The sequence below is a fragment of the Sphingobium sp. Ant17 genome (assembly GCF_000588875.1).
Lineage (GTDB): Bacteria > Pseudomonadota > Alphaproteobacteria > Sphingomonadales > Sphingomonadaceae > Sphingobium.
Map to the genome: position 1 here is coordinate 137,527 of NZ_JEMV01000002.1, position 18,742 is coordinate 156,268.

The 18,742-nt window shown below is 65.1% G+C and carries 12 protein-coding genes and 4 pseudogenes; 4 read left to right on the top strand and 12 right to left on the bottom strand.

Annotated features, from left to right (window positions below):
- The first annotated feature begins 34 nt into the window (after positions 1-34).
- Positions 35-1,970 (top strand): annotated as a pseudogene (gene dxs / locus BF95_RS01900) (1-deoxy-D-xylulose-5-phosphate synthase).
- A 148-nt stretch (positions 1,971-2,118) separates the two neighbouring features.
- On the opposite strand, the gene BF95_RS01905 reads toward dxs, so the two are convergent.
- The 9 genes and pseudogenes from BF95_RS01905 to gpmA form a co-directional block, all read right to left on the bottom strand.
- Positions 2,119-2,538, bottom strand: a complete 420-nt coding sequence (locus BF95_RS01905; RefSeq protein WP_043148947.1) for a DUF3035 domain-containing protein — start codon at positions 2,536-2,538, stop codon at positions 2,119-2,121.
- Entirely contained in the window at positions 2,538-3,047 is a 510-nt protein-coding gene (gene lspA / locus BF95_RS01910) for a signal peptidase II (RefSeq protein WP_043148948.1), read from the bottom strand. Before lspA ends, BF95_RS01905 begins: the two co-directional genes overlap by 1 nt.
- Positions 3,044-4,882, bottom strand: coding sequence for a class I tRNA ligase family protein (locus BF95_RS30905; protein ID WP_443018318.1), 1,839 nt, complete (start codon positions 4,880-4,882; stop codon positions 3,044-3,046). The genes lspA and BF95_RS30905 overlap by 4 nt, the downstream gene beginning before the upstream one ends.
- Before the next feature lie 442 nt (positions 4,883-5,324).
- Positions 5,325-6,110 (bottom strand): annotated as a pseudogene (locus BF95_RS30910) (class I tRNA ligase family protein); the annotation flags it as partial.
- A gap of 123 nt (positions 6,111-6,233) precedes the next feature.
- Positions 6,234-7,189: pseudogene (locus BF95_RS01925) on the bottom strand (bifunctional riboflavin kinase/FAD synthetase).
- A 138-nt stretch (positions 7,190-7,327) separates the two neighbouring features.
- On the bottom strand, positions 7,328-7,819 hold the full coding sequence (locus BF95_RS01930; RefSeq protein ID WP_043148950.1) for a dihydrofolate reductase: 492 nt from the start codon (positions 7,817-7,819) through the stop codon (positions 7,328-7,330).
- Positions 7,816-8,886, bottom strand: a complete 1,071-nt coding sequence (locus tag BF95_RS01935) for a 5-(carboxyamino)imidazole ribonucleotide synthase (protein WP_043148951.1) — start codon at positions 8,884-8,886, stop codon at positions 7,816-7,818. Before BF95_RS01935 ends, BF95_RS01930 begins: the two co-directional genes overlap by 4 nt.
- Positions 8,887-8,894: 8 nt before the next feature.
- Entirely contained in the window at positions 8,895-9,383 is a 489-nt protein-coding gene (purE, locus tag BF95_RS01940) for a 5-(carboxyamino)imidazole ribonucleotide mutase (RefSeq protein ID WP_043148952.1), read from the bottom strand.
- Positions 9,384-9,610: 227 nt separating this feature from the next.
- A complete protein-coding gene (gene gpmA, locus BF95_RS01945) occupies positions 9,611-10,297 on the bottom strand; it encodes a 2,3-diphosphoglycerate-dependent phosphoglycerate mutase (protein ID WP_043149076.1) in 687 nt (228 codons plus the stop codon).
- Positions 10,298-10,630: 333 nt separating this feature from the next.
- On the opposite strand from gpmA, the gene sppA reads away from it, so the two are divergent.
- The gene (gene sppA / locus BF95_RS01950; RefSeq protein WP_043148953.1) at positions 10,631-12,514 is read left to right on the top strand and encodes a signal peptide peptidase SppA; all 1,884 of its coding nucleotides are present in this window, start codon (positions 10,631-10,633) and stop codon (positions 12,512-12,514) included.
- 125 nt (positions 12,515-12,639) lie between these two features.
- Here the strand turns inward: sppA and BF95_RS01955 are convergent, their stop codons facing one another.
- Complete coding sequence (locus BF95_RS01955) at positions 12,640-13,284, bottom strand: trimeric intracellular cation channel family protein (RefSeq protein WP_043148954.1); 645 nt, start codon at positions 13,282-13,284, stop codon at positions 12,640-12,642.
- Between the two features lie 119 nt (positions 13,285-13,403).
- Positions 13,404-14,987, bottom strand: a complete 1,584-nt coding sequence (locus tag BF95_RS01960) for a M28 family metallopeptidase (protein ID WP_043148956.1) — start codon at positions 14,985-14,987, stop codon at positions 13,404-13,406.
- 121 nt (positions 14,988-15,108) lie between these two features.
- Between BF95_RS01960 and BF95_RS01965 the strand changes: the two genes are divergently transcribed.
- Positions 15,109-15,816 carry a head GIN domain-containing protein gene (locus BF95_RS01965; RefSeq protein ID WP_043148959.1) on the top strand — a complete coding sequence of 236 codons (708 nt, stop codon included), beginning with the start codon at positions 15,109-15,111 and terminating at the stop codon, positions 15,814-15,816.
- Between the two features lie 96 nt (positions 15,817-15,912).
- A pseudogene (locus BF95_RS01970) lies at positions 15,913-17,699 on the top strand (cation:proton antiporter domain-containing protein).
- On the opposite strand, the gene BF95_RS01975 reads toward BF95_RS01970, so the two are convergent.
- Positions 17,696-18,640, bottom strand: coding sequence for a glutaminase (locus BF95_RS01975; RefSeq protein ID WP_043148961.1), 945 nt, complete (start codon positions 18,638-18,640; stop codon positions 17,696-17,698). The pseudogene BF95_RS01970 and the gene BF95_RS01975 sit on opposite strands and share 4 nt — an antisense overlap.
- Positions 18,641-18,742: the final 102 nt, after the last annotated feature.

The window sequence follows — 18,742 nt, forward strand, 5'->3', positions numbered from 1 at the left end:
GCCTGCCCCACCGCCCCAGCGCCTACACGAGTCTATGCCTTTCATGAATGATCGCCCGCAAACGCCGTTGCTCGACCAGGTCATCTGGCCATCCGACCTGCGCACCCTCAAGCCCGACCAGTTGCCGCAGCTGGCCGACGAGTTGCGGCAGGAGGTGATTTCTGCCGTGGGCGTGACGGGCGGCCATCTGGGGTCGGGCCTGGGCGTCGTGGAACTGACCACCGCCATCCATTATGTGTTCGACACGCCGCGCGACAAGCTGGTGTGGGATGTCGGCCACCAATGCTATCCGCACAAGATCCTGACTGGACGGCGCGACCGCATCCGCACCTTGCGTCAGGGCGGCGGGCTGTCGGGCTTCACCAAGCGCACCGAATCCGACTATGATCCGTTTGGCGCGGCGCATAGCTCGACCTCGATCAGCGCGGCGCTGGGCTTTGCCATCGCCAACCAGATGCAGGACCGGCCGGGCAAGGGCATCGCCGTAATCGGCGACGGCGCGATGTCGGCGGGCATGGCCTATGAAGCGATGAACAATGCGCAGGCGGCGGGCAATCGGCTGGTCGTCATCCTCAACGACAATGACATGTCGATCGCGCCGCCGGTGGGCGGCCTGTCTGGCTATCTGGCGCGGCTGGTGACGAGCCGCGAGTTTTTTGGGGCTGCGCGACCTGGCCAAGAAACTGGCGCGCAAGCTGCCCCGACCGCTGCATAATGCGGCGCGCAAGACCGATGAGTTCGCGCGTGGCATGGCGATGGGCGGCACCTTGTTCGAGGAACTGGGCTTCTATTATGTCGGGCCGGTCGATGGCCATAATCTGGACCAGTTGATCCCCGTGCTGGAAAATGTGCGCGATGCGGCCGAGGGGCCGTGCCTGGTCCATGTCGTGACGAAAAAGGGCAAGGGCTATGCCCCGGCCGAAGCCGCCGCCGACAAATATCATGGCGTGCAGAAATTCGACGTGGTGACGGGCACGCAGGCGAAGGCCCCGCCCGGCCCGCCAAGCTATACAAATGTCTTTGCCCAGGCGCTGATCGCCGAGGCGCAGCGCGACCCGAAGCTGTGCGCGATCACGGCGGCGATGCCGTCGGGCACGGGGCTCGACAAATTCGCCCTCGCCTTCCCCGATCGCATCTTCGACGTGGGTATTGCCGAGCAGCATGCGGTGACATTCGCGGCGGGCCTGGCGGCGGAGGGGATGCGGCCCTTCTGCGCCATTTATTCGACCTTCCTGCAGCGCGCCTATGATCAGGTCGTGCATGATGTCGCGATCCAGAATCTGCCGGTGCGCTTTGCGATCGACCGGGCCGGGCTGGTCGGCGCGGATGGATCGACCCATGCGGGCAGTTTCGATGTCACCTATCTCGCCACTTTGCCCAATATGGTGGTGATGGCGGCGGCGGACGAGGCGGAACTGGTGCATATGACGCACACCGCCGCGATGCATGATAGCGGGCCGATCGCGCTACGCTATCCGCGCGGCAACGGCACCGGGGTGGCGATGCCCGAAACGCCCGAACGGCTGGCGATCGGCAAGGGCCGGATCATGCGCGAAGGGCGGCAGGTCGCGATCCTCTCGCTCGGCACGCGGTTGGAAGAAGCGCTCAAGGCCGCAGAGGTGTTGGAGGCCAGGGGCTTGTCCACCACCGTCGCCGATCTGCGCTTCGCCAAGCCACTCGACGAAGCGATGATCCGTCGGTTGCTGGCCACCCATGAGGTCGCCGTGACGATCGAGGAAGGCGCGATCGGCGGCCTGGGCGCGCATGTGCTGACGCTGGCGAGCGACCTGGGGCTGACCGATGCGGGGCTGAAAATCCGCACCCTGCGCCTGCCGGATATTTTCCAGGATCAGGACAAGCCTGAAAAACAATATGCCGATGCGCGGCTGGATGCCGATGCGATCATCGACACGGTGCTGACCGCGCTGCGCCATAATAGCGCGGGGATTGGCACGGAAGCGCGGGCTTAGTGTGATGAGCAGTGGTGGGGTATCGCCCTAGCGAGGGCGGGACACCCCTCCGTCAGGGCTGCGCCCTGCCACCTCCCCTGCCAGGGGAGGATCTAGGAAGAGTGACGCAGATAGGAAAAAGGGGCCGATCGGCCCCTTTTTTTGTCGCTTACGGCTGCGGGGTGGGCGTTACGGCCCTGGCGTCCTGGCCGTCGCCTTCGGGGGCGGCGATGATGTCGCGGGTGGTGGCGCCCTTCTCCACGACTTCAGTGGCCGGATCGCCCGCCGAGGAGCGGATGCCGGGGGCCGCGTTGGCGCGACCGGCGGCGTTCAGGGTCGCGGTTTCGGTGGCGCTACGCTGGGCCGGGCCGCCGAACATGGCGTCCATCGCAGCCTTGCCCGAATCGACCGAAGCGGCCGACGGGGAGCCGGGCGCGGGCGGAACGAGCGCGAAATCGGGCGGGACGACCAGAGGGGCCTGGCGCGAGACGGCGAATTCGTCGGGGCGCTGGCGATTATACAGGCCGCCGCCGCCGCCACAGGCGGACAGGGTGGTGAGCAGACCGGCGGCGAGGATCAATTTACGCATTACTTCAAAGTCTCCGTCTTTGCGTCCTTGTCGCGCAGCAGCAACGCCCGCGCAAGCAGGATCAGCACCCCGATGGTGATGGCCGCATCGGCCAGGTTGAAAATCAGGAAGGGCCGCCACTCACCAAAATGTAGATCGGCATAATCAATAACATAGCCGAGCCGCATCCGGTCGACGATGTTGCCGATCGCACCACCCAGCACCAGCCCCAGCGCAGCGACATCCTGCCGCGCCTTTTCGCGCCACATCCATACGGCAACGAACCCCGCGATCAGGATGGTCATGCCCACGAGCGCCCAGCGCATCAGGTCGGTATCGGCGTGGAAGAAGCCCATCGAGACACCGCGATTTTCCAGCCAGCGCAGGCGGAAGATCGGCAGGATTTCGATGCCGATATCCGCGCGGCTTTTCAGCGCCAGCGGATAGGTGACGGTATATTTGATGAGCTGGTCGAGCGCGAGCGTCACGATCGCCACGGTCAGGCCCAGCGGGCGGTGGTTGACGCTCATCCCGCCAGCACCGCGTCGCAGCGGTTGCAGAGCGTGCCGTCGGTGGCGACTTCGGGCAGTTTGCGCCAGCAGCGGCCGCATTTATGCCATGTGCTGGGCTGGACGATGATGCCATCCCCCTGCCCCATGGTCACGCGCGCGACGATCGCGACTTCGGCGAAATCGACATCGCCCACCGCGAGCAGTTCGCCCATGGTGACGTCGGCGTCGAGGCTGGAGCGGACGATCTTTTCGCGGCGCAGCGGCTCGATCGCTTCGTTCACCTGCTCGCGCTGGGTGCGCAATTCGCGCCATTTTTCGTCAAGGCTGCGGTCGATCCAATGACGGTCGATCTCCGGCCATTCCAGGAAATGGACGCTGTCTTCGTCACTTGGGAAGCGGCTTTGCCACACTTCCTCGGCGGTGAAGGGGATGATCGGCGCGGCATAGCGGACGAGCGCGTGGAACAGCGTGTCGAGCAGGGTGCGATAGGCGCGCCGCTTCGGGTCGGACGGCGCGTCGCAATAGAGGCAGTCCTTGCGGATATCGAAGAAGAAGGCCGAGAGGTCGCTATTGGCGAAGTCGAACAAGGCGCGGGTGTAGCGGCTGAATTCGAGCCAATTGTCGCTATCCGCCGCCTTGTCCACGACCGACTTCAGTTCCGCATCCAGCGCGGCCAGCCGATGGAGCATATAGCGTTCCAGTTCGGGCATGTCGGCGTAGGAAACGGCTTCGGTCGCTTCATCATAATCGGCAAGAGCGCCGAGCATGTAGCGGAATGTATTGCGCAATTTACGATAGGCGTCGGACGACCCAGCGAGCACTTCCTTGCCGATGCGGACATCGTCGAAATAGTCGGTGCTGGCGACCCAGACGCGCAAGATGTCAGCGCCGCTTTCGGCCATGATCTTGAGCGGATCGACCACATTGCCAAGCGACTTGGACATTTTCTTGCCCGTGCCGTCGAGCGCGAAGCCGTGGGTCAGCACCGCGTCATAGGGCGCGCGGCCGCGCGTGCCACTCGATTCGAGCAGCGAGGATTGGAACCAGCCGCGATGCTGATCGGACCCTTCGACATAGAGGTCGGCGCGGGTGCCTTCGCCATAGCGGGCCTCCACGACGAAACTATGGGTCGAGCCGCTGTCGAACCAGACGTCGAGAATGTCGGTCACGACTTCATAGTCGGCCAGGTCATAATCGGGACCGAGCAGCGCCTGATGATCGGCGCCGAACCAGGCGTCGGCACCGGCCGCCCTGAAAGCATCGATGATGCGGGCATTGACCGCCGGATCAACGAGATACTGGCCGCTCTTGCGATGGACATAGAGGGCGATGGGGACGCCCCAGGCGCGCTGGCGGCTGATCACCCAGTCGGGGCGATCGCTGACCATCGCATTGATGCGATTGCGCGCGCGTTCCGGCACCCAGCGGGTGTTCTGGATCGCGTCGAGCGCGACGCCGCGCAGGGTCGGGCCGTTGGTCGGCAGGGCCGTCGCCAGCGCGCCGGTGATCGGCTCCAGCGGGGGCAGCGGATAGTCGGGCATGGTGTTGCCCGATGGCTTGTCCATCGGGATGAACCATTGTGGGGTGCAGCGGTAGATGATCCGCGCCTTCGACCGCCAGCTATGGGGATAGCTGTGGCGGAAGTCGCTGGCCGAGAGCAGCGCACCGGCGGCGCGCAGGTCGGTGCAGATCGGGCCGTCCACGCCGTTGAACTTGGTGTTGATGACGCTGCCCTGGCCCGGCAGCCATTCCCAATCGTCGCGGTAGAAGCCTGCATCGTTCACCGCGAAGACGGGATCGATGCCGAGCTTCTTGCAGGCGATGAAATCCTCTTCGCCATGGTCGGGGGACATATGGACCAGGCCCGTGCCCGCGTCGGTGGTGACGTGGTCGGCGGGGAGGAAGGGACGCGGGCGATCGAAGAAGCCGAGTTGCGCTTTGTCGTCACCCCAGACTTGATCCGGGGTCCCACTGCCTTCGCCGCCTTCGAAAGAAGAAGCGGGATCCCGCTTTCGCCGGGATGACGGAGGGATTTGGCCATGGGGTGGCGCGCGATAGCACCGGCGAGGTCGGTGCCTTTGAAGGTTTGATGGATCTTCGCCGTGAACCGTGCTTCAGTCCCCCAGCTGTTAGCTACAACAATGTCGGTGTAGCTCTTAGACAGACGCGCTAGAAATTCGGGTAGAAGCTGACTAGCTACCAAATATTCTTGGGTGTCAAAGACGTGAAATTCTGGCGTCCGAAGAACCACGAGCGGGTCGCTATTTACAGATTGCACGCCGGGTAACAACTCAACCCGAACATATTCAATCTCTTCCCCATAAGCGATCGCCTGGTTCACCGGGATCGTCCAGGGGGTCGTCGTCCAGATCACTGCATGAGCACCGACCAGTTCAGGCGCGTTCGGCGCTTCCACGATCTCGAACGCGACATCGATCTGGGTCGAGGTGACGTCCTCATATTCGACCTCCGCTTCGGCCAGCGCGGTCTTCTCCACGGGCGACCACATCACCGGCTTCGCGCCGCGGTACAATTGACCGCTTTCCGCGAATTTCAGCAGTTCGCCGACGATGGTCGCTTCGGCGTCGAACTTCATGGTCAGATACGGATCGGCCCAGTCGCCCATGACGCCCAGACGCTTGAACTGTTCCTTTTGCACGCCCACCCAGCGGTCGGCATAGGCGCGGCATTGGGCGCGGAATTCCTGCGCGGGCACCTCGTCCTTGTTCAGCTTCTTCTTGCGATATTCTTCCTCGATCTTCCATTCGATCGGCAGCCGTGGCAATCCCAGCCGGGCACATAGGGCGCATCCTTGCCTAGCAGCGACTGGCTGCGGACGATGATGTCCTTCAACACCTTGTTCATCGCATGGCCCATATGGATGTCGCCATTGGCGTAGGGCGGGCCGTCATGCAGGATGAAGCGTTCGCGCCCGGCGCGCTTTTCGCGCAGCTTGCCATAGAGGTCCATCGCCTCCCACTGCGCGGCGATCGCCGGTTCCTTTTGCGCAAGGCCCGCCTTCATCGGGAAGTCGGTCTGCGGCAGGAATACGGTGGACTTATAGTCAGGTGCGTCGGTCATGGGGTTCCAGAACAACCAAAATCCGTTCGCCCTGAGCCTGTCGAAGGGCCATTCTTCTTTCAGGAAAAAGGAGAAGGCTTCGACAGGCTCAGCCCGAACGGGTGAAAAAACGTGGCCCGTGCCTTAGGCGAGGTGGGGCGTTCCCGCAAGGTTTTGGCCCGCAAGGATTTGCCGTGCATCGACGCAGTCCTGGGCAATGCCGTTCATCAGGCGTCCAGCCCGTCATAGGCGCGTTCGGCATGAAGATAGGCGATCAGTTGCACTGCGATGCGCTGGTCATAGAGGCTTTCGGCGAAATCGAAGAAATGCGGCTCCAGCAGCAATTTGGGCGGGTCGAACATAGGCCGGATGCCCAGGTTCGCCGCGCCGTCGAGCACTCGCCCGTCTGGCAGCAGCCCACGCACCGCGTAAATGCCATAGGCCGGGCGCAGATAATCGCCCATGTCGATATTGGCGGTGGGGAAGCCGATGGTACGGCCGAGCTTGTCGCCATGCTGCACCACGCCTTCGATGGTGAAGGGTCGGGTCAGCAGCCGGGTGGCGCTGGCGCAATCGCCCGCCTGCAACGCAGTGCGGATGCGGGTGGAGGAGATGATGTCGCCGCTGGCATCGGCGACCGGGGCAACTGCCTGCGTCCATAGGCCCGAAGCTGCGCCGAGTTCCGCCAGCACCGCGACCGATCCGGCGCGGCCCTTGCCGAAGGTGAAATCCTGTCCGGTGACGACGCCCGCTACGCCCATATCCTGGACAAGCAGGCGGACGAAAGCCTGCGGGTCGAGCGCGGCAAGCTCTGGCGTGAAGGCGAAGACCAGCATCGCGTCGGCCCCGGCGGCGGCGAACAGCGCCTGCCGCTGGTCGAGCGTAGTCAGGCGGAAATGGGGCGTGTCGGGCCGGAACAGGCGCATCGGGTGCGGATCAAAGGTCGCGACGATGACCGGGCGACCCTCCGCCCGCGCGCGCGCGACAGCGTGGCCGACCACGGCCTGATGCCCGGCATGAAATCCATCGAAATTGCCCAGCGCCATGACGGCCCCGCGCAGATGCGCCGGAACCGGGGCGCTGCTTGTCAACCGCTCCATGGCGCGGCCTATAGGGGGGTGGGATGGACGTGGCAATTGGCGATCCACTAGCGCTCCGTTCGCCCTGAGCAGAGCGAAGGGGCTTGGACCTCGCTGCGCTCGGCCGAAGGCTTCGACAAGCTCAGCCCGAACGGATTTTCAAAGTCCGCAATTTTTCACCAGCGTCACGAAACTATAAGCGGGGCGGCCGTCGAGCGCGGGATGAGGGTCGCGGGCGACTTCCACCCAGTCGGCCGGGTCGGGATAGGCGATGCTGGCGTCGCCTTCCGCTTCCAGATGCACTTCGGTCAGTTCGATCCGGTGTGCCAGCGGCAGGAACAGGCGGTAGATTTCCGCGCCGCCGATGACCATGACGCTGGGCGCATCGGCCAGTGCCAGCGCGCCCGCCACATCATGCGCCACGTCGGCCCCTGCCCCGGTCCAGGCCCGGTCGCGGGTCAGGACGATGTGGCGGCGGCCCGGCAGCAGGCCCGGCAGGCTGTCGAACGTCTTGCGGCCCATGATCATCGGGTGACCCAGCGTCAGCGCCTTGAAGCGTTTGAGGTCGGCAGGCAGTCGCCAGGGCAGGTCACCATCCCGGCCGATCACGCCATTGTCGGCGCGGGCGAGGATGAGCGTGATTTCAGTCACAGCGCCAGCTGCGTCACATGGCCCATCTTGCGGCCCGGCCGGGCTTCTTCCTTGCCATAGAGGTGCAGATGATTGGCCGGATCGGAGAGGATCGCGGCCCAATCATGCGCGGCGTCGCCGATCAGGTTGCGCATTTCCACCCGGCGCGCGGCGAGCGCAGTGTCGCCCAGCGGCAGGCCGCAAATCGCGCGAACGTGATTTTCGAACTGGCTGGTCAATGCACCCTCGATCGTGCCGTGGCCGCTATTATGGACGCGCGGGGCCATTTCGTTGAAGACCGGGCCATCGGCGCTGGCGAAAAATTCGCAGGTCAGCACGCCGACATAGTCGAGCGCGTCGGCAATCTGGCGCGCCAGGGCGCGAGCGGCGGGCACCTGCCCCTCGATCAGCGGCCCGGCGGGCGCGATCGACGTGTCGAGAATGCCGTCGACATGGACATTGGCGGCGCTGTCCCAGAAGCGGACTTCGCCATCGACGCCGCGCACCAATATGACCGAAAATTCCTCCGCGAAGGTGACGAAGCCTTCGAGGATCGCGCTCTGGCGACCGATGGCGTTCCAGGCACCGACCGCGTCGCCCGGTTCGTGCAGACGCGCCTGCCCCTTGCCATCATAGCCCATGCGGTTGGTTTTCAGGATCGCGCGGCTGCCGATCGTCGCGATCGCCGCTTCCAGATCGTCCAGGCTGTCGACCGGGGCGAAGGGCGCGGTCAGCCCGCCCAGATCGCAGACGAAGCGCTTTTCGGCGAGCCGGTCCTGCGCCACGCGCAGCGCCTGCGCGCCGGGGCGGACAAGGCCATGGCCCGCCAGCGTTTCGACCGCCGAGGGGGCGATATTCTCGAACTCATAAGTGACGACATCGACGCTATCGGCAAAGGCCGCCAGCGCGTGTGGATCGTCATATTCGCCCCGCGTCCAGCGCGACGAGACGTCGGCGGCCGGGCCACTCTCATCGGGCGCGAAGATATGGGTGCGATAGCCGAGCTGCGCGGCGGCGATGGCGATCATCCGGCCGAGTTGGCCGCCGCCAAGGATACCGATGGTCGAACCGGGCGGGATGGTGGTCATGGGCGCGATCAGTCCTCGACCGTTTCGGCGACCGCGTCGGTCTGTTTGGCGCGCCAGGCGTCGAGCCGGTCGGCGAGCGCCGGATCATTGGTGGCGAGGATGGCGGCGGCGAGCAGCCCGGCATTGATCGCGCCAGGCTTGCCGATCGCCAGCGTCGCCACGGGGATGCCGCCCGGCATCTGGACAATCGAGAGCAGCGAATCCATGCCCTTGAGCGCCTTCGATTCGACCGGCACGCCCAGCACCGGCAGCCGCGTCATCGACGCGCACATGCCCGGCAAATGCGCGGCGCCGCCTGCGCCAGCGATGATGACTTTCAGGCCACGGCTGACTGCGCCGGTCGCATAGTCGTAAAGGCGTTGGGGGGTGCGGTGCGCGGACACGACCTTGCATTCATGGGCGACGCCGAGCGCGGTGAGCGTGTCGGCGGCGTGGCGCATCGTGTCCCAGTCGGACCGCGAGCCCATGATGATGCCGACCTCGATTGCCCCGCTCATGTCCGTGCTTCCCCTCATGGCGCGGCCGCTACGGTGCCGCTCGGAAAGCAAAGCCCCTTAGCGGGCAGGCCGCCGGGGGGCAATGCTAATCCTCCCCTCCTTCCAGGGAGGGGAGGGCTGGGGGTGGGTCCGCCGCGTAGCGGCGGCTCCGCCATATCTCAGCGCCGAAGCTCGCTGCGCTCGCACCCACCCCTAACCCCTCCCTTTAAAGGGAGGGGATGATGTTGTTACCGTTCCGAGAGATAATAGCGGTCGATGGCGCTCAGGTCGTCGGCCAGTTCGTACACGATGGGCTGGCCGGTGGGGATTTCCAGATGGGTGATCTCGTCATCGGGGATGTTGGAGAGATGCTTGACCAAGGCGCGCAGCGAATTGCCGTGGGCGGAGATCAACACGCGCTTGCCGGTCTTGAGGTCGGGGGCGATCGTCGCGTCCCAATAGGGCAGGACGCGGGCGATCGTGTCCTTGAGGCTTTCGGTCGCGGGAATCGCGATGCCCGCATAGCGGCGGTCCTGGCTGAGGTCGAACTCACTGCCCGCTTCGAGCGCTGGCGGCGGAATGTCGAAGCTGCGGCGCCAGATCTGGACCTGATCATCGCCATGCTTGGCCGCCGTCTCCGCCTTGTTGAGGCCCGTGAGGCCGCCATAATGGCGCTCATTCAGACGCCAGTCCTTTTCGACCGGCAGCCACAGCCGCCCCATTTCCTCCAGCGCCAGATTGAGCGTCTTGATCGCGCGGGTTTGAAGCGAGGTATAGCATTGATCGAAATCCAGCCCCTTCTCCTTCATCAACTGACCTGCGGCGCGCGCTTCGCCCACGCCCTTTTCAGTCACATCGACATCCCACCAGCCGGTGAAGCGATTTTCCAGGTTCCACGACGATTGGCCGTGACGGATAAGGACGAGAGTGGGCATCGGGCACGTCTCCTGCACAAGAGCGAACATGTAAGTCCCATGACGGGATTATCGCATAAATCGCTGCCCCCACACCCGTTCGCCCTGAGCTTGTCGAAGCCTTGTCCTTCTCTTCAAGAAGTGCGGCCCCCTTCGACTGCCTGCCAAGGCAGGCGCTCAGGACAGGCTTCGACAGGCTCAGGGCGAACGGGGAAAGGTAGGCCGTGATTATGCAACGATCCCCATAGCAACCAAAATCGGGGGCGCAAGGTTGCAGCCGCCCGCATCGCGCCCACATTGCAGTCGATCGGGCGATGGGGTAGCCATGGCGGACAGGGTAGAAGGAAGCGGCATTTGGCATTTGTGAAGGGCGCATGGCGCATATTGGTGGCGATCAAGGACGGGCTGGTGCTGCTGTTCCTGCTGCTGTTCTTCGGTGCGCTATACGCCGCCCTCTCCTTTTCGCCAAAGCCGGTGGCCAGCGTCAGTGCAGGCGCGCTGCTGCTCGACCTCGACGGGACGATCGTCGAGCAGCCTGCTGACATCGATCCCTTTTCGCTGCTGTCCGGTTCCGGCCCCGACATGAAGGAATATCGCCTCTCCGACATCGTCGCGGCGCTGGAAGCAGCCAGGGCCGACACCAAGGTCAAGGCCGTGGTGCTGGACCTGGATGGCTTCATGGGCGGCGGACAGGTCGCCCTCGCCCGCGTCGGCGAAGCGCTGGACGGCCTACGCGCCGCGAAGAAACCGGTGCTGGCCTATGCCATGCTTTATACCGACGACAGCTATCAGCTTGCCGCCCATGCGAGCGAGGCGTGGAGCGATCCGCTGGGCGGCGTCGCGATCATGGGACGGGGCGGGTCGAACCTCTATTATAAGGGGCTGATCGACAAGCTGGGCGTCAACACCCATGTCTATCGCGTCGGCACCTATAAGAGCTTCGTCGAACCCTATATCCGCGCCGACCAGTCGCCCGAAGCCAAGCAGGCCAATCAGGCGTTGGCGGACGTGCTGTGGCGCAATTGGCAGGATGATGTCGCCAAGGCACGGCCCAAGGCGAAGATTGCCGCCTATGCGACCGATCCGGTCGCCGCCGCTCGCGCCGCAGGCGGGAATATGGCGAGCGCCGCCCTGTCCGCTGGGCTGGTCGACAAGCTGGGCGACGCCACCGCTTTTGGCGCGCGCGTGGCGGAGATTGCGGGCGAGCCTTCGGATGCCAAGGCCGGTGCATTCGCGAAGGTCGATCTGGCGACCTATGTAAAGGCGCGCAAGCCCGCCAATGACGGGCAGATCGGCGTGCTGACGATCGCAGGCGAGATCGTCGATGGTGAGGCCGGTCCCGGCACGGCGGCAGGCGACACGATTTCCGACCTGCTGCTGACCGCGCTCAATGAAAAGGATTTAAAGGCGCTGGTCGTGCGCGTCGATTCGCCGGGCGGTTCGGTCATGGCATCGGAACAGATCCGAAGCGCCATAATGACGGCGAAGGCGGACGGCCTGCCGATCGTCGTGTCGATGGGCAATGTCGCGGCCAGCGGCGGCTATTGGGTGTCCACGCCCGCCGACATGATCTTTGCCGAGCCAGATACCATCACAGGATCGATCGGCGTGTTCGGTATATTGCCGAGCTTTGAAGGGACGCTCGCCAAGATGGGCGTCACCACCGATGGCGTGGCGACCACGCCACTATCGGGCCAACCGGACCTGGCAGGCGGCACATCGCCGCAGTTCGATGCGATCATGCAGATGGGGGTCGAGGATATCTATCGCCGCTTCGTCGGCCTGGTCGCGCAATCGCGCCGCAAGACGCCCGAGCAGATCGACGCCATCGCGCAGGGCCGCGTCTGGGACGGCGGGACCGCGCGCCAGAACGGCCTGGTCGATCGCTTCGGCGGGCTGGAGGACGCGATTGCAGAGGCTGCGCGCCGGGCGCAGATCGACCCCAAGACCGCGCGCGCCTATCGCATCGAGAAGGCACCCGAACCTTGGGCCGCATGGATCGAGGCGATGGCGGAGCGCGACGCGGACGACGCGAGTGCGCCACGCGACATGCTGGCACGCCAGGCGATGGTCCAGCGCGGCTGGGCGATGCAGGCGGTTGCGGACGTCAAGGCGCTGGTGACGGGCGCGGGCGTGCGCGCGGACTGCCTGGAATGCCGCAGCTATGGCGCGCCGAGGATGCGCACTGCGGCGGAGGAGCGCGGGGTGATGGCGATGCTGGCGGGGTTGTGGGGGTAAAATTCCACCCCGTCATCCCAGCGAAAGCTGGGATCTCACTTCTTAGCGGCACCGCTGACAAGAAAGAGAGATGCCAGCGTTCGCTGGCATGACGGGAGGGGATGCTATTCTCGCTCAGGCTATGCCTATTCCTCGCCATCCCGATACACCGGTAATCCCAGCCCGCGCCGGATCGCAATGGCACGTAGCGTGAAGCCCAGCAGGGCGGCGATCAGGCCGGCGACGGGTACGTCGAGGCCGATCCAGCGCAGCAGCACGAACAGGCCGGACGCGACGGCCGCTGCGGTCACATAGAGTTCGGGGCGCAGCAGGATGGACGGTTCGCCCGCCAGCAGATCGCGCATGATGCCGCCGACGCAGCCGGTGACGACGCCCATCATCCCGGCGACGAAGGGCGGCACGCCAAAGCTCATCGCCTTGGCCGCGCCGAACACCGCGAAGGCCGCCAGGCCGATCGCATCGAGCCAGTCGAGTGCGCGTTCACTCCAGAATTTGCGGGGGGTGAACCAGACCATCAGCGCCGCGACCATGCAAGCGATGGCGGGTATGGGATCAGCGACCCAGAAGACCGGCGCGTCGATCAGCAGATCGCGCACCGTGCCGCCGCCGACGCCAGTCACCAGCGCGAAAAAGGCGAAGGTTACCAGCGTCTGCTGCAACCGCGCGGCGGCCAGCGCGCCGGAGGCGGCGAAGACGAAGGTGCCGACGATGCTCAAGGTTTCGAGCACCGGGCCGATGGTGGTTGCGAGCGAGGCGGTGGGCGGAAGCATGGCGCGATCTAACGCCACGCCCCCTGCCATGTCGAGCGGACCGCGTCACATTATCGCATTCGCAGCGCGGGAATGGCGAAGGGGTGAGCGACATGCCCCTGCCCCCATCCGCCCCAAGCCTATTTTGCGAACCGTTTGAAGAAACTGTCCGCATTCCATGTCGGTCGCGCCGCCTCGTTCGCGACCCGCAGCGTCACCGCCGTCACATAGGCGTTCAGCTTTGCCGTTTCGGCGGGCATCACCGGCTGATTGAGGTCATCGAAGGGCGAATGATAGAGGTTCGCGCGCCAGGCTTTTTCCGTTTCGGCTTCGGGCGTGCCCGCCTTGAACCCATATTTGAAGAAGAGTGCGGGGATGCCTTCGCGGATGAAGGCATATTGGTCGGAGCGGATGAAGACGTTGCGGTCGGGGAAAGGATCGGGCGTGATGGGCAGGTTCATGGCCGCGCTCACCGCCTGCGCCACCCCGCCGAGCGAGCTTTGATCATAGCCGATCGGAGTCACGCTGGTCAGTGGAAAGATCGGCAGCGCCATGTCGAAATTCAGGTTCGCGACGATGGCCTTCTGCGGCACCGTAGGGCGGCGCGCGAAATAGCGTGACCCCAGCAACCCCTTTTCCTCGGCCGTGACGATGGCGAAGAGGATCGAGCGTTTGGGCTTTACTTTGCCGGCCTTGAGCGCCTTGGCGATTTCCAACAGGCTGGCGACGCCCGATGCGTTGTCGAACGCGCCATTATAGATGGTGTCGCCCTTGATCGGCGTGCCGAGGCCATAGCCGTCGAGATGCGCGGACAGCACGACATAGTCGTTGCGCAATGTGGGATCGCTGCCGGGCATGACGGCGATCAGATTGGGCGAGGACAGATCGCGCCGGGTCGCGGCGACCTGCGCCTTGAGGCGCAGAGCGAGGGGAAAGGAGGCGACCGGCGCGGCGGCATCGGCGGCGGCGGCGATCGCGTCAAAATCATGACCCGACCCCGCGAACAGGGCGGCGGACTTGGCGGGGTCGAGTTGCGCGCCGAGGAACGGCGTGCGCGTTTCACGCAGCGTGGCATCGCGATAATAGAGCGCTGGCGCACCGGCGAGCGCCACCCGCCGCGTCCAGGGGATTTCGACCTGCTTGGGCGTAACCAGCGCGATCATGCCGACCGCGCCCTGCGCCGCAAGCCATTGGGCGCGTTCGGACCGGGCATGGGATTTGAGCGCACCCGAAATCGTCGTCGGCCCGCCCGAGAGGACGACCACCACCTTGCCCTTGAGGTCGAGCCCGGCAAAATCATCATGGCCAATTTCGGGCAGATGCAGGCCATAGCCCGCGAACACCATCGGCGCATCGATGCTTTCGGGGACCGGGCCACCGCTCCCTGAAAAGATGAGATCGCCCGGTACTGCCAGCGGCACCGCCCCCTGCGGCCCGACCAGCGCCGCACTGCTGCGGTCGGACTGGATCCGCTGTTCGACGAAATCGACCGGCTGCTTATACCCGTCCACCCCGGCGGGCTTGAGGCCGAGCGCCTGGAACTGGCCGATCACATAATCGGCGGCGCGGTCATAGCCCGGCGTGCCGGTCCCCCGACCCTCCATCGCGTCGGCGGCCAGCGTCTTGACATGCGCCCACCAGGCCGCACCGTCATCCTCCTGCGCCAGCGCTGGTGCGGCGAGCGCCAGCGAAAGAAGCGGGAGAGCGGAAAAAAGCGCGCGCATGACGAAAAGCTCCTCTATGTACCAGGCGCTATCTTGCCCTAACCAGTGCGACGAACAAGGGGGTTGGAACCGCTAACGCCCGGTCTTTCCCTCGCGATAGTAAGAGATATGGGAGAATGAGATGCCACGCCCCTCCCCCCTGATGGTGCTGTTGATCGGCCTATCCTTGGGCCTGGTCCTGCCCGCTGAGGCCGCCACGCGCGGCTATACCATTACCAGCTTCGACGCGATCCGTGTGGACGCGCCGGTCACGGTGGTGGTGACGACGGGCAGCGGCGCGTCGGCGCGGGCGGAGGGCGACCAGGCTGCGCTCGATCGGCTGAAGGTCGATGTGTCGGGGCGGTTGCTGATCATCAGCATGGCGCGCCCACGGTCCGGCGAGAAGAGCGGCGGGGCGGCGACGTTGCGGCTGTCGACGGGAATGATCGACCGGATCATGCTGACCGGCGGCGGTTCCGTGATGGTCGACCGGATGAAGGGATTGCAGGGGCAGATCGTGCTGGGCGGCAATGGCGATGTCGGCGTGGCCGATGTCGCGCTCGACCGGATCGATGTGGCGCTGGCGGGCGGTGGCCGCGCGACGCTGGGCGGGCGCACGGGCGTTGCCAATATCCGGGTGAACGGGCCGGGCGCGGTGGCGGCGGAGGGGTTGCGCGCGCGGCAGGCAAGCATCAGCAATGACGGGCCGGGGAGCGTCACGCTGACGGCCGAGGTGACTGCGAAGGTCGTATCGACGGGGTCGGGCGATGTGACGGTCGGCGGCAAGCCCGCCTGCACCATCGACAATCGCGGCACCGGGCGGATTCTCTGCGATGGCGAGAACTATTAGCCGCCCGGCGCCCCGACCCGCGCAAATGTTGCGCCGCATCATGATTTTTCAACCAAAGGACTGGATATTCCGCTGGCTTGGCGCGATGGTGCGCCCATGGCCGGTGCAATAGATCCCCACAGTTTCAGCGACTCCCTCGTCATCCTGGGCGCGGCGGGGCTGGTCATTCCCGGCTTCTCACGTTTTCGCATAAGTCCGGTCATCGGGTTCATCCTGGTGGGACTGGCGGTGGGGCCGGCGGGTCTTGGTTCGCTGGTCAATCAATATCCCTGGCTCTATCATGTCACGATATCGAACCAGGAGGCGATCGAGCCGTTCGCCGAGTTGGGCGTCATCCTATTGCTCTTTTCGATCGGGCTGGAACTGAGTTTCCGCCGATTATGGACCATGCGGACGCAGGTGTTCGGCGTCGGTGCGGCCGAGTTGATCGTCAGCGGCCTGCTGATCGCGGGCGGCCTCTACCTGCTGGGGCAGCCGACGGCGGGGGCGATCGGCCTGGGCCTGGCGCTGGCGCTATCCTCCACCGCCGTCGTATTGCCGATGGTCGGAACCCAAAGCGCGGTCGGACGCGCTGCCTTTTCGATGCTGTTGTTCGAGGATCTGGCACTGGTCCCGATTATCTTCATGCTCGGCGCACTCGCGCCGTCCGTCGCGGCCAGCCCGGACGGGGCATGGGGCGCAATGGGCGACACATTGCTGCGCGGCGGCATCACCATCGCCTTCATGCTGGTGATGGGCCGCTTCCTGCTGCCCCATGTGTTCAGCCAGGCGGCCCGGACCAAAAGTCCCGAAGTCTTTCTCGCCGCCAGCCTGTTGGTGGTCATCGTGTCCAGCCTGGCCACGTCGATCGCGGGATTGTCGCCGATCGTGGGGGCGCTGCTCGCCGGGTTGTTGATCGCCGAGACGGACTATCATGGCGAAGTCGAGGTGATGACAGCGCCATTCAAGGGCCTGGCGCTGGGCGTGTTCCTGATCACGGTGGGGATGAGCCTGGACATTCGGGTCATCCTTGCCAACTGGCAGAGCCTGGTGATGGCTGTCGTCGGCGTGGTGGTGGCCAAGACGCTGGTGACGTCGGCGCTCCTCTATTTCTCCGGCGCGCGCAAGGGCACGGCGTTGGAAGTCGGCGTGCTGATGTCCAGTCCGTCGGAAACCACGTTGATCGTGCTGTCGACGGCGGCGGCCGCGCAACTGATCCTGCCCTCCACCGCTGCCTTCTGGCAGATCGTGACCGCAATCGGCCTGACGATCACGCCACTGCTGGCGCGTGTGGGACATGATGTTGCGCGGCGGCTGGAAATGGCGCTGGGCGAGGATCGCGTCGAACCGATCGAGGAGCATGCCGAAGCGGCGGCTGTCGTGATCGGCTTCGGCCGGGTCGGACGTATGGTGTGTGATCTGCTCAAGACGCATAAGCAGCGCTTCATCGTCGTGGAATCGGACCCCGATGTCGTCGCCGAGGCACGGCGGGCGGGCTATCCCATCCTGTTCGGTGACGTGTCGCGGGTCGAGATGCTCGACAAACTGCGGCTGGGCCATGCCCGCGCGCTGATCCTGACGATGGACGATCCGGTGCTGTCGGTGCGTGTGACGCAGCGGGTGCGCGGATGGGTGCCAGACCTGCCGATCATCGCGCGCGCGCGCGATGCCGACCATGCCGCGCAACTCTATCGCGCGGGCGCGAGCGATGCCGTGCCCGAAACGCTGGAAAGCTCGCTGCAACTGGCGGAAACGGCTTTGGTCGATCTGGCGTTGCCATGGGACCAGTGATCGCGTCGATCCACCAGACGCGCGAGGATTTGCGGATGGGGATAAAGGAAGCCGCGCAGATGGAAACGGCCCCGAAACTGCGGCGGTTGCGGCCGGACGAAGAGGCGGCTTAATCGTCCACGATCGGCGGGCTGAAAACCGACCAGCCGGTGCGGCGGGCCAGTTCCTCCAGCGCGTCCGTGCCGATCTGGCTATTGCCGCTGGCGTTCAGGCCCGGCGACCAGACCGCGATCGAGGCACGGCCCGGCACGATCGCCAATATGCCGCCGCCCACGCCCGATTTGCCGGGAATACCCACGCGAAAGGCGAAATCGCCCGACGCATCATAATGGCCGCAGGTGAGCATCAGGGCATTGATCCGCCGCGCCCGCCGGGGTGACACCACCCTGCCCCCGCCCGGATGCTGCCCATCGAGCATGAGGAAGCGCCCCGCCAGAGCGAGTTGACGGCAGGTCATTTCGATCGCGCATTGATGGAAATAGCTGCCCAGCACCAGATCGACGGGGTGACGGACATTGTCGAAGGCGCGCATGTAGTTGGCGAGCGCGGCATTGCGGAAGCCGGTCGCGGTTTCGGACGCCGCCACCGCCTCGTTGATCGCGATGCTATCGTCGCCGCTGAGATAGTGGAGGAAGCGCAGCATTTCGCCGATCGCCACGCGCGGCTGATGTCCGCCCAGATTGACGTCGCTAACCACGATCGCACCGGCATTGATGAAGGGATTGCGGGGAATGCCCTGCTCATGTTCCAACTGGGTGATCGAGTTGAAGGCATTACCCGACGGCTCGCGCCCGACCCGTGCCCACAGTTGATCGCCAACCTTGCCCAGCGCCAGGGTCAGCGCAAAGACTTTGGAAATCGACTGGATCGAAAAGCCGGTATCGGCATCCCCGCCCGCAATGACCTGACCATCGGCGGTGACGATGGCGATACCGAACTGCGCCGGATCGACCTTGGCCAGTTCGGGAATATAGGACGCGACGGCGCCGCGCTCTTGCGCCTGCGCCATTGTAGCGATGATGTCGGCCACAATGGCGTAGAGGTCAGGAGTCATGGGCGCTGGTGGATATCCGCAAATACTATGACCCTAATCATAGGCGCTATTCCTGGTGGGTGGACAGAAAAATATGGTCCACCCCTGTCCCGCTCCCCCCAG